The organism is Caulobacter sp. Root655 (assembly GCF_001427665.1).
Classification (GTDB): Bacteria; Pseudomonadota; Alphaproteobacteria; order Caulobacterales; family Caulobacteraceae; genus Caulobacter.
On sequence record NZ_LMHC01000001.1, the window covers coordinates 717,318 to 728,509 of the forward strand.

Genomic DNA, 11,192 nt, shown 5'->3' on the forward strand with positions numbered 1-11,192 from the left:
ATATTCGGGGGTTGTCTTGCGTAATCGGGTCCTGGTGTCGGCCGCCGTCCTGTTGATGGCGAGCGTGGTGACGGCTTGCGGCGGTGGCGGCGGTGGTGGCGGCGGACCGGTAGGCGGCGTGGTCACACCGCCGGTTCCGCCCGTGACGCCGACCCCGCCCGCGCCGGTCCCCGCCAACGGCCTGCCGGCCTCCGACTGCGCGGCCAAGCCCTCGGGCCTCGCCTGCGGCAGCCGCACCAACGCCGCGCTGAACGGGGCCTACTACAAGCGTCAGGCCCGGCCTGGTTTCCCCGGCGGCGTGCTCACCGAGACCTCGCTCGGACTCGTGGCGCCTTTGATGCTGGCGTTCTCGTCGGGGGCGGCGGCAACGGCTGGCGACGAGACGATCGACATCGGCTCCGCCCTGACCAGCGCCACCAAGACCCACTTCGATGGACCGTTGGTTGGTGGTTCGGACGCGCTGGGCGGCTTTGGCCTGCGCGACCTGGGCGGCGGCCAGAGCCTGAAGGTGTTCAACCTCAACCAGGGTTCGGCCAACACACTGGACTATGTGCTTCTGTTCCGCTTCGACGGCGTCTACGAGCCGACCAACGCTTCCACGGGGGTCAAGGAGTCGTACAAGGAGTTGGTCTACGGCGCCTATGGCGACTTCAGCGCGCCATTGACGCCTGGCGTCTATTACGGCGTGGCCAGCTACGCCGGTCAGACGCGCGGGGTGGTCAACACTGGCGGCGCCGAACTGCAGACCCGCAGCGCCCTGAACATCGCCTTCAACCTGGAGACCGGGACCCTGTCCGGCCGCACCAGCGACTATCAGGTGCTGGCCGCCAACGGTGTGGTCGGCGCCCCGGCCTCGCCGCTCGACTTCGTGTTCCGCGCCGAGATGCCGGGCTGGCGGGGGGCGACGGCTCGCGCCTATTTCCAGACCCGGGCGGAAGGCGCGCCGGGCGGCGACCAGAGCCTGCGCGGCCAGGTGGCCGGAGGCTTCTTCGGTCCGGCCGGCGGCCAGCCGGAGGAGATCGGCCTGACCTATTCGCTGGAGAACAGCACGATCAGCACCTATGGCGTCGGCGGCGCCAATCTGGTCGGCGCCCTGTCGAGCACGCCGCTCGGCGGGCCCGATTGCGCGGCGACGCCGGGGCAGATCGCCTGCGCCACGACCGCCGCGACCTTGTCCGGTCCGTCCGCGTCAACCCTGGCCACCACCGGCGGGACCGTGACGCGCCGCCTCGACGCGACCGCCGCGGATATCTCAGTCGTCTACGACCCACAAGGCGCGGGCGCGGCGGATGATCAGTATACCGTGCGCTATGGCCCGAGCGGTTACCAACGCACCTTCCAGAACTTCTCGAAGACCGATGACGGCCTGGGGGGTTACCGCCGCTCGGTGCAGTTCGCCGGCGGGCTGGGCGAAGCCCTCTATCTGATCGACATCGACAACGTCTTCGCGGCCAGCCTCGACTACGTCCAGATGGTGTCTTTCGAGCGCGATGTCAGCGGCGGCGGTGTTCAACTGGCCTTCCTGACGGTCGGCGCCCAGACTTCGGCCGCCGCCATGCCCAAGACCGGTACGGGACGGTTTGAGGGGGCGACGCGCGGCTCCCTGTCGATGGGCGGCGGGCAATTCTACACGACGGCCAGCGACATCGAGATGACCGCCAACTTCGCCACGGGCGCGATCAATGGCGCGACCTTCAATTTCCGGACCCGCAATCTGAGTGGCGCGCTCAACACCCTGGGCAACAATCCCAATTTCACGTTCAGCGGCTCGATCGCCTCGGGAGCCTCGACCTTCAGCGGCACGGCCACGGCGCCGAACCTGATCAATGGCCCCGCGGTCAGCGGAACCGTCCAGGGGGCGTTCTTCGGTCCCGGCGCCGAGGAGGCGGGCTTGGTCTACGATCTGGCCAACCCGACGGGCGGGATCTTCATGCAGGGCGGAGCCGTGCTGGGACGCAAACCTTGAGGCTCACGGCCAGGGCGGCGCTCGCCGCCCTGGCCGTCGCGATCCTCGACCTTGGCGGTTTCGGCTTCGCCGAGGCGCGCCAGGCCGTCGGCGACCAGGCCGTGACCCTGGCCGGCGACCAGGCCTTCGCGACGGCGCTGCAACTGTTCATCCGGGCCGGTGACCATCGCCAGGCGCTCGACCTGATCGACACACGCCCCGACCTCGCCGACCGGGCCGATGTCGTGCGCCTGCGGGCCCAGCTGATGGTGCTGACCGGTCGCGAGCCCGAGGCCCTGGCCCTGCTGGAAGGGCACCTGACCCGCGACGCGACCGACGCCCTGGCCCGCTTCCAGGTCGCCGAACTGCACTTCGCCGCCGGGCGCGACGTCTCGGCCGCCCTGGCCTATCGCCTGTCCCTGGCCGGCTCCCTGGATCCGGGCCGGGCCCGTATCGCCAATCTTCGCCTGGAGCAGATCCAGCAGCGCCGGCGCTGGCGCTTCTGGGCGGGGGCGTCGGTCGCCCCCGACAGCAACGTCAACGGCGCGACCAACGCCTCGCGGATCGAGCTGTTCGGCCTGCCGTTCGAGCTGGACGACAAGGCCCGCCGCCGTAGCGGCGTCACGGTCTCGGCCCAGGGCGGGGTGGAACGGCGCTTTCGGCTGGATGGGCGGAGGGCGGTGCGCGCGGCCCTGGTCGGGGCGGTGACCGACGCTCCCGGCGGCGACTTCGACGACGCTTTCCTGTCGTTGCGGGCCGGGCCCGAATGGACGCTGTCGCCGCGCGCCCAGGTCACTCTGCAGGCGGCGGTCAACGGCCGCTGGTACGGCGGCGCGTTGCTGGAGACCAGCCAGGGCCTGAGGGTTGAGGGCGAGCTGTCGACCCGCGACAACATCCGCTGGGTGGGCGCGGCGCGCATTGACGCGGTCGACGCGCGGCTCAACGATGGTCGCGACGGGGAACTCTACGGGCTGGAACTGGCGCGGACCCGATATCTGGGGCCGACCTCGCTGTGGCGGGCCAGCGGTTCGCTGGCGGCGCGCGAGGCTCGGTCGTCGACCGAGGCCTATGACCAGCTCCAGCTGGCGGCGGGGCGTCTGTATCCCTTGCCGTTCGCCACCCTGGCCTATGTCGAGCCCTATGTGATGCATCGACGGTTCGACGGCCTGGCGCTGGCGTTCGGAAAGCGGCGGATCGACAGCGAGTATGGCGTGGTCGCCCGGCTTTCCAAGCGCGACTGGACGCTGAAGGGGGCTTTCCCGTTCGTGGCGCTATCGATGGCTCGCAACGACTCGACGATCGTCCTCAACAGCTTCACCCGGCGTCGGATCGAGGTCGGCTTGACGCGCGAATTCTAGCCGAGGGGGGCGGCCGCGATCACCACCCGTCGCGCCGAGGTGATCGGCACGGGCGGGTCGAGGATCTGGCCCTTCATCACCGGGTTGATCGCCACGCCGGGCGTCGGCAGGGCCAGGATCTTCTTGACGACGTCCATGCCCTCGATCACCTGGCCGAAGGCGGCGAAGCCGAGGTTGTCGCCCCCCTGAGCGTTATTGGGCGCGGCCGGGTTGGCGTCGAGATAGGGCGCGTCGCCGATGCAGATGAAGAAGTCCGAGGTGGCGGTGCCGGGCGCGGTGCGGGCGATCGACACCGTGCCGTCCAGGTGCTTGAGGCCGGTCTGGGTGGTGGGCTCATGGGCGACGGGGGGCAGGGCCCCGACGTTCTGCAGCCCGCCCTGGATCAGGCCGTACTCCACCGCGCCGGGCGCACGCGAGGCGCGGAAGAAGGTCGCCTTGTCATAGAGCTTGCGGTCGACATAGCGCAGGAAGTTGGCGGTGGTCAGCGGGGCCTGGGCGACGGCCAGTTCGATGACGATGCGGCCCTGCGGGGTTTCCAGGGCGACCCGGACGGGCGGCTTGCCCGCGGGTTTCGGGGCGGGCTGGGGCGTAGCTTGCGGCGTGGGGGCCGGGGCGACCTGGGCGGCGGCCGGGAAGGCGGCCAGCAGACTGGCGCCGATCAGCAGGGCGCGGCGGGCGAGGAGGCGATGGGTCATGGCGCGAGACTAATGCGGGGGGAGGGGGAAGCAAGGTCCTGCCCCACGGGGGGAGGATTATCGCATAGGGATTCCCTGCCAAAAAAGTCTGTCATCCCGGACGAGCGCGCAGCGCGAAGATCCGGGACCGGGGCGTGAACGCCGACGCTTCCGGCGGTCCCGGATCTTCGCTTCGCTACGTCCGGGATGACAAGGCTTTTGCGTATGCGATTGCCTTGCTCTTGCGAGGAGGGTTTTCCCTGGGTTTAGCCCTCTACGCCGCGCCTCGCGCCGCCACCAGCCGCGCCACCATCCGTCCGGTGCTGTCGGCGATCTGGCGGTCCTGCCGGCGTTCGCCGTCGATCTCGGCCTTCAGTTCGAGCTGGACCGCCGTCCAGCGCTCGGCGCCAGGCCAGGTCAAGCCCTCGCCGTCCACGGTCCCGAAATGCTCGATGCCGTCCCAGATCCGCTGGTACATGATCGTCTCCCGAGTGAAGCTTTCAGCTTTCCACCTTTGCGAGCGGATGGCTATGCAGTCTGAGCCAAAAATCCGCTCATCCCGCGAATGTTCCCGCGTGACGCGCCAGGGCCCTGCTCAGCGCTCCTCGAACGTCCCGCCACGCCCGGCCCCGTCCCGGAACCGCCCCGCCCCCGCCCGGGCTTCCTTGCGCAGCGGCTCCACCCCGCCGCGCGCCTCGCCCAGCAGGGCCTCGTCCAGCGTGAAGTCCCATTGGGCGAAGGCCGAGGCGCGGTCGGCGCGCAGGCAGATCTGCGGGAAGGCGGCGACCTGGGCGGCCAGCTCGCGCGCCGCCGCCAGGGCTTGGCCCGCCTCGACCACCCGGTCGGCCAGGCCCCAGGCCAGGGCCTCGGCCGCCTCGACCGCCCGGCCGGTCAGGATCATGTCCAGCGCCCGGCCCTGGCCGACGATGCGCGGCAGCCGCACCGTGCCGCCGTCGATCAGCGGCACGCCCCAGCGCCGGCAGAACACCCCGAACACCGCGCTCGAAGAGGCCACTCGCAGGTCGCACCACAGGGCCAGTTCCAGCCCGCCGGCCACCGCGTGGCCCTCGACGGCGGCGATCACCGGCTTGGACAGCAGGCGCCGCGTCGGCCCCATCGGGCCCTCGGCCTCGGGGTCGTAGCGCTCGCCCCCGCCCGAGGCGGCGACGGCCAGGTCGAAGCCGGCGCAGAACGTCCCGCCCGCGCCGGTCAGGATGGCCACGGCGGCGGTCTCGTCGGCCTCGAAGGCGTCGAAGGCGGCGTTCAGTTGCAGCGCCGTGGCCGGGTCGACGGCGTTGCGCTTATCCGGGCGGTTGATGGTGACGGTCCAGACCGGACCGTCGGTGGTGACTTCGGTCATTTTAAACTCTCCCGCGCTCTGGGATTGGGGACAGGCACATGTGCCCGTCCCCGTCCCGGCTCACCAGCTATCCACCCGCACCGCCCAGGGCCGCGCCGTCCCCGCCGCCGCGTCCAGTCCGCCGACGATCCACCGCCGGGTGTCGGCCGGGTCGATCACCGCGTCGATCTCCAGGGCGCTGGCCATGCTGGTCGCCTTGCCCGCCGCATAGAGCCGCCCCACCAGCTGGTCGTACAGCGCCTTCTGCTTCATGGGATTGGTCTCGGCTTCCAGCTCCTTGCGGTAGCCCAGCCGCACGGCCCCTTCCAGGCCCATGCCGCCGAACTCGCCGGTCGGCCAGGCGGCGATGAACAAGGGGCTGTGGAAACTGCCGCCGGCCATCGCCTGAGCGCCTAGGCCATAGCCCTTGCGGGTCACCACGGTCAGCAGCGGCGTGCGCAACTTGGCCCCGGCGATGAACTGCCGGCTGACCCGGCGCACCGCCCCGGCGTCCTCGCTCTCGGGACCGACCATGAAGCCGGGGGTGTCGCATAGGGAGAGCACCGGCAGGCCGAAGGCGTCGCACAGCTGCAGGAACCGCGCGGCCTTCTCGGCCCCGTCGCCGTCGATCGCCCCGCCCAGCCAGCGCGGGTCGTTGGCGATCAAGCCCATCGGCCGCCCCTCGACGCGCACCAGGCCGGTGACCATGCCGGGCGCGAAGCCGCCGCGCAGCTCCAGGAATGTCCCGCTGTCGACCAGGCCCGCGACCAGGGCGCGGACGTCGTAGACCCGCAGCCGATTCTCCGGCACCGCCCGCCGCAGCAGCCGCTGGTCGGAGCAGGCCCAGTCCTTCACCGATCCCTGGAAATAGGACAGCGCCTGCTTGGCCAGCCGGGTGGCGTGGGCCTCGTCGTCGGCCAGCAGGTCGATGACGCCGTTGGCCCACTGGTGGGCCGCCGGGCCGATCTGTTCGGGCTTGAACACCCCCAGCCCGCCGCCCTCGATCATCGCCGGGCCGCCCATGCCGAGGTTGGAGTCCCGGGTGGCGACGATGATCTCCGACAGGCCGGCGATGGCGGCGTTGCCGGCGAAGCAGCGGCCGGCGACGATGGCGATCTTGGGGACCAGGCCCGACAGGGCGGCCAGGCTGCGGAAGGTCGGCACGTCCAGCCCGGCCACCGCCGTGGTGTCGGTGTCGCCCGGCCGGCCGCCGCCGCCCTCGGCGAACCACACCACCGGCAGGCGCTGGTCGGCGACGATGGCCAGCAGGCGGTCGCTCTTGCGGTGGTTCATCGCCCCCTGGGTGCCGGCCAGCACGGTGAAGTCGTAGGCCAGGGCCGCGACCCGGGCCTTGTCGGCCGGAAACAGCGCGCCGTTGACACTACCGATCCCGGTGATCAGGCCGTCGGCCGGCGTGGCGGCGATCAGGTCCTCGGTCGAGCGCCGGCGCTTCTGGGCGGCGATGGCCAGGGCCCCGTATTCCAGGAAACTGCCGGGGTCGACCAGGTCGTCGATGTTCTCGCGCGCCGTGCGGTGGCCGGTCTTGCGGCGCTTGGCGACCGCTTCTGGCCGGGCTTCGTCGAGGGTGAAGCGGTGGCGGGCGACGACCTCGGCGTGGTCTTGGCGGATAGCGTCGGGATCGAGGGCCTCGGTCGCCAGGACCGCGCCGGCCTCGACCTCGGCGGGCTCCAGATAGAGCAGGGGCTGACCGGCCTGGACCGCGTCGCCGGTCGCCACGGCGATGCGCACGACCCGGCCGCCGGTTTCGGCGTGGACCAGGTGCTCCATCTTCATGGCCTCCAGAACCGCCACCGCCTGGCCGGGCCGGACGAGGTCGCCGACCGCCACCTCGATCACCCCGACCAGGGCCTGGAGCGGGGCGACGACCGCGCCGTCCTCGGCGGCGAAGATGGGCTCGGCGGCGAAGACGGGCTCGGCGGTGGTCTTCGCCGGGGCCAGGGCCGCGGCGGCCGCGAGCAGCCGTCCGGCCTCGCGGTCGATGAACTCGGTGGTCGCCGTGCCGTCCACGGTCGCCGGCTCGGCCAGCAGGGCGCGCAGCAGCGGGATCGTGGTGTCGACGCCGTCGATGCGGAATTCGGCCAGCGCCCGCGCCGTGCGGACCGCCGCCTCGGCGGCGGTTCGGCCGCGGCCAATGAGTTTGGCCAGCAGGCTGTCATAGGCCCCGGTGACCGCCAGCCCCGCCGCGCCGCAGCCGTCGACCCGCACGCCCGGACCGCCCGGCGGTTCATAGGCGGTGATCGTCCCCGTCGAGGGCCGGGGCGCGCCGTCGGCGGCCAGGGTCTCCAGATTGACCCGCCCCTGGATCGCATAGCCCTGGGCGCGCGGGGTGGTCATCAGCCCGACGTCGGCCAGGCTGGCCCCGCCGGCCAGTTCGAACTGGGCGCGGACCAGGTCGACGCCGGTCACCTCCTCGGTGACCGTGTGTTCGACCTGCAGGCGGGCGTTGACCTCGATGAAGGCGTGGTCGCCGTCCGGCCCGACCAGGAACTCCACCGTCGCCAGGGTGCGGTAGCCGGCGGTCAGGCGCGTGGCGGCGTCGAACAGGGCGGCGCGGACGGCGTCCGGCAGGTTGGGGGCGGGGGCGATCTCGACCAGCTTCTGGCGGCGGCGTTGCAGGGAGCAGTCGCGGTCGCCCACCGCCACGACGTGGGCCCCGTCGCCGGCGATCTGCACCTCGATGTGGCGGGCGTGCTCCATCAGCCGCTCGGCATAGAGCGTCCCGTCGCCGAACGCCGCCTGGGCTTCGCGGGCGCAGGTCGCGAAGGCGGCCTCGACCGCGTCGGCCGAGCGGACCGGCCGCATGCCGCGCCCGCCGCCGCCGGCCGCCGCCTTCAGCATCATCGGCCCGTGGCGCGCGAAGAAGCCCAGGGCGCCGGCCAGGTCCAGGGCGCCGGTCCCCTCTAGCAGCGGGACCTCGCGCGCCTCGGCCAAGGCCCGGGCGGCGGCCTTGTCGCCGAAGGTCTCCAGGTGTTCGGGCGAGGGGCCGACGAAGGTGATCCCAGCCGCCGCGCAGGCCCGGGCCAGGGCGGCGTTCTCCGCCAGGAAGCCGTAGCCGGGATGCAGGGCGTCGCAGCCGAAACCTTGCGCGGCGGCCACCACGGCGGCGAGGTCGAGATAGGCCTTGGGGCCCGCGCCGGGCAGGGCGACCGCCGCGTCGGCGGCCTGGACGTGCGGCGCGCCGGCCTCGTCGGTCGCATGGACCGCCACGCTGGCGATCCCCAGCTCGGCCGCCGCCCGGGCGATGCGGATGGCGATCTCGCCGCGGTTGGCGATCAGGACGCGCGTGATGGGCATGGGCACTCCCGGCGGCTTCATACGGCCGTTTGACGCACCATGACGGGCTCCGCTTGACTCTCCAAGCCCGGAAGATCAGAACAAAAGTGGAACATTGGAGTGTGAAGACATGGCCGGGGCGACCACCGCCCTTCCGGCTTTGAGAGCCCAGATCGCCGCCATGCAGGCGGGGACTCGGACTCCATCCGGCGTCCTGCCGTTCGGCGACCCGCGCATCGACGGCTGCTTCCCGGCCGGCGGCCTGCAACGCGGCGGCTGGCACGAGGTGGGCGGCGCGGGGCTGGAGGACGAGACCAGCGCGGCCCCGGCGGCTTTCTCCGCCTTGCTGCTGCGGCCGCTGGCCTTGAGCGGCGCGGTGGTCTGGGTGATGCGGCGCGACGACCTGCACGTCCCGGGCTTGGCGGGCCTGGGCTTTGCGGCCGGACGGCTGATCCTGGTCAAGGCCCGCGACGAGGCTGAGGTGCTGGCGGTGCTGGAAGACGCCCTGGCCACGGTGGGCGTGGTCGCGGCGGTGGGCGAGGCGCAGACCCTTGACCTCAAGGCCGGTCGCCGCCTGCAACTGGCTTGCGAGCGGCGCGGGGCGACGGGGATTTTGCTGCGCCGGCGGCCCTATGGCGGTCCGGTGGGCAAGGCGCGGGAGGTTTCGGGTTCGGCCGCCCATACCCGCTGGCGTATCGCCGCCGCGCCCAGCCAGCCGCCGCCGGGCGAGCCGGGCTTGGGCCCGCCGCGCTGGCGGGCGGAACTCGAACGCTGCCGGGGCGGACGCTCCGGCGCCTGGATCCTGGAGCAATCGGAGGCCGAGCATGGCCCGCATCCTTTCCGTCTGGTGTCGCAATTGGCCGATCACGACGTGGTTGAGGAGGAGTTCGAGCTCCGACAGGTCGGGTGACGCCAGGTCCTCCCCCTCTGGGGGAGGCGATCGCGTAGCGATCGGTGGGGGGAGTCTTGGGAAGGTTGATCCTGCCACTCGCCAGAAGCCTAATCCCCCCCCCTCCGTCGGCTTCGCCGACACCTCCCCCACAGGGGGAGGACCTGTTCCGATCGCCCTGATCGCTTCCGAGGCCGGAACCCGCCGCCTGGCCGCCGTCGACGACGCGGCCGCCGCCTTCGGCCTGCACGTCGGCCAGAAGGCCGCCGACGCCGCGGCCCTGTGCCCGGACCTGCTGACCGCCGACCACGACCCCGACGGCGACCGCGCCGCCCTGGAGGTGCTCGGCGACTGGTGCGTGCGGTTCTCGCCGGCCGTGGCCCTCGACGGGCTGGACGGCCTGTTCCTCGACATCGAAGGCGTCGCCCACCTATGGGGCGGCGAGGGCGCGATGCTCGACGACCTGCTGGCCCGGCTGGCCCGGTGGGGCGCGCCGGCCCGGGGAGCGATCGCCGACACCCCCGGCGCGGCCTGGGCCCTGGCCCGCTTCGCGCCCGACCGCACGATCGCGCCCCCCGGCGGCCAAGCGCCGCTGCTGGCGGCCTTGCCGGTGGCGGCCCTGCGGCTGGACGACGCCGCCCAGGCTCAGCTGCCGCGCCTGGGCCTGTTCCATGTCGGCCAGCTGCTGGCCCTGCCGCGCGGCCAGCTGACCCGACGGTTCGGGGCCGGGACGGTGCTGCGCATCGACCAGGCCCTGGGGGCCTCGCGGGAAGCCCTGGCCTTCCGCCGGCCGGTCACCCCGTGGTTCGACCGCCTGGCCTTCGCCGAGCCGATCAGCGTGCTGGACGACCTGGGCCGGGCGGCCGGCGACATCACGACCCTGCTGTGCGCCCGACTGGAGGCCGAGGGGCAGGGGGCGCGGCGGTTCGAGCTGGTGTTCCATCGCCTGGACGGCCGCGACTATCCGGTGCGGATCGGCCTGTCGCGCCCCGGCCGCGACGCCGCCCGCATCACCCGCCTGCTGAAGCCCAAGCTGGAGACCGTCGACCCCGGCTTCGGGATCGAGGTCGTCACCCTGTGGGCCGACGACGTCGAGCCGCTGTCGGTGGCCCAAAGAAGCCTGGGAGAGCGTAGCCTGGAGACCGGCGGCGGGGTCAGCCTGGAGGAGGGGCTGGCGCCGCTGGTCGACCGGCTGGTCAACCGCCTGGGCGAGGACCGGGTCTGGCGGGCCGACCCTTATGAGAGCCACGTGCCCGAACGCTCGGTGGTCCGCCGGCCGCCCCTGGCTCCGGCGGTCGAGGCGAGCTGGGACCCCGAACGGCCCCGCCCGACCCGGCTGTTCCGTCGTCCCGAACCGATCACCGTGCTGGCCCAGCTGCCCGACGAGCCGCCGGCCCACTTCACCTGGCGCGGCCAGCGCCACCGGGTGCGCCGGGCCGAGGGGCCCGAGCGCATCGGCCAGGAGTGGTGGCGCAAGGCCTTCGACGGCGTCGGGCCGGGCAAGATCCGCGACTATTACCGGGTGGAGGACGAGGCGGGGGGACGGTTCTGGATCTATCGGCAAGGGCTGTATGGCGGGGATGACGCCCCGAAATGGTGGTTGCATGGCCTGTTTGGCTAAGATCCTCCCCCTGTGGGAGAGGCGATCGCGCAGCGATCGGTGGGGGGAGTTCGCGGACAGGGCTGATGTCTC

Annotated in this window: 8 protein-coding genes; 4 read left to right on the forward strand and 4 right to left on the reverse strand. The window is 72.5% G+C overall.

Going from position 1 to position 11,192, the window contains the following annotated elements; all coding sequences use genetic code 11:
* Positions 1 to 16: 16 nt before the first annotated feature.
* Positions 17 to 1,966, forward strand: a complete 1,950-nt coding sequence (locus tag ASD79_RS03310) for a transferrin-binding protein-like solute binding protein (RefSeq protein ID WP_156400337.1) — start codon at positions 17 to 19, stop codon at positions 1,964 to 1,966.
* The gene (locus tag ASD79_RS03315; protein WP_056719605.1) at positions 1,963 to 3,303 is read left to right on the forward strand and encodes a surface lipoprotein assembly modifier; all 1,341 of its coding nucleotides are present in this window, start codon (positions 1,963 to 1,965) and stop codon (positions 3,301 to 3,303) included. Before ASD79_RS03310 ends, ASD79_RS03315 begins: the two co-directional genes overlap by 4 nt.
* Here ASD79_RS03315 and ASD79_RS03320 read toward each other — a convergent pair.
* From ASD79_RS03320 to ASD79_RS03335, 4 genes are all read right to left on the reverse strand, one after another.
* Positions 3,300 to 3,998, reverse strand: a complete 699-nt coding sequence (locus tag ASD79_RS03320) for a peptidylprolyl isomerase (RefSeq protein ID WP_056719606.1) — start codon at positions 3,996 to 3,998, stop codon at positions 3,300 to 3,302. The genes ASD79_RS03315 and ASD79_RS03320 overlap by 4 nt on opposite strands.
* A 253-nt stretch (positions 3,999 to 4,251) precedes the next feature.
* Positions 4,252 to 4,455 carry a hypothetical protein gene (locus tag ASD79_RS03325; RefSeq protein WP_056719607.1) on the reverse strand — a complete coding sequence of 68 codons (204 nt, stop codon included), beginning with the start codon at positions 4,453 to 4,455 and terminating at the stop codon, positions 4,252 to 4,254.
* Between the two features lie 117 nt (positions 4,456 to 4,572).
* The gene (locus tag ASD79_RS03330) at positions 4,573 to 5,337 is read right to left on the reverse strand and encodes a crotonase/enoyl-CoA hydratase family protein (protein ID WP_056719608.1); all 765 of its coding nucleotides are present in this window, start codon (positions 5,335 to 5,337) and stop codon (positions 4,573 to 4,575) included.
* 60 nt (positions 5,338 to 5,397) lie between these two features.
* Positions 5,398 to 8,631, reverse strand: coding sequence for a carboxyl transferase domain-containing protein (locus tag ASD79_RS03335; RefSeq protein ID WP_056719874.1), 3,234 nt, complete (start codon positions 8,629 to 8,631; stop codon positions 5,398 to 5,400).
* Positions 8,632 to 8,740: 109 nt separating this feature from the next.
* Here ASD79_RS03335 and ASD79_RS03340 point away from each other — a divergent pair, with 109 nt between their 5' ends.
* Positions 8,741 to 9,520: an ImuA family protein gene (locus ASD79_RS03340; RefSeq protein ID WP_056719609.1), complete on the forward strand. Its 780-nt coding sequence runs from the start codon at positions 8,741 to 8,743 to the stop codon at positions 9,518 to 9,520.
* Between the two features lie 187 nt (positions 9,521 to 9,707).
* On the forward strand, positions 9,708 to 11,120 hold the full coding sequence (locus ASD79_RS03345; RefSeq protein ID WP_056719875.1) for a DUF6504 family protein: 1,413 nt from the start codon (positions 9,708 to 9,710) through the stop codon (positions 11,118 to 11,120).
* Positions 11,121 to 11,192: the final 72 nt, after the last annotated feature.

Coding starts and splice junctions, on each gene's coding strand:
- ASD79_RS03320 (WP_056719606.1), bottom strand. CDS start 3,998: ATGACCCATCGCCTCCTCGCCCGCCGCGCCCTGCTGATCGGCGCCAGT.
- ASD79_RS03325 (WP_056719607.1), bottom strand. CDS start 4,455: ATGTACCAGCGGATCTGGGACGGCATCGAGCATTTCGGGACCGTGGAC.
- ASD79_RS03330 (WP_056719608.1), bottom strand. CDS start 5,337: ATGACCGAAGTCACCACCGACGGTCCGGTCTGGACCGTCACCATCAAC.
- ASD79_RS03335 (WP_056719874.1), bottom strand. CDS start 8,631: ATGCCCATCACGCGCGTCCTGATCGCCAACCGCGGCGAGATCGCCATC.
- ASD79_RS03340 (WP_056719609.1), top strand. CDS start 8,741: ATGGCCGGGGCGACCACCGCCCTTCCGGCTTTGAGAGCCCAGATCGCC.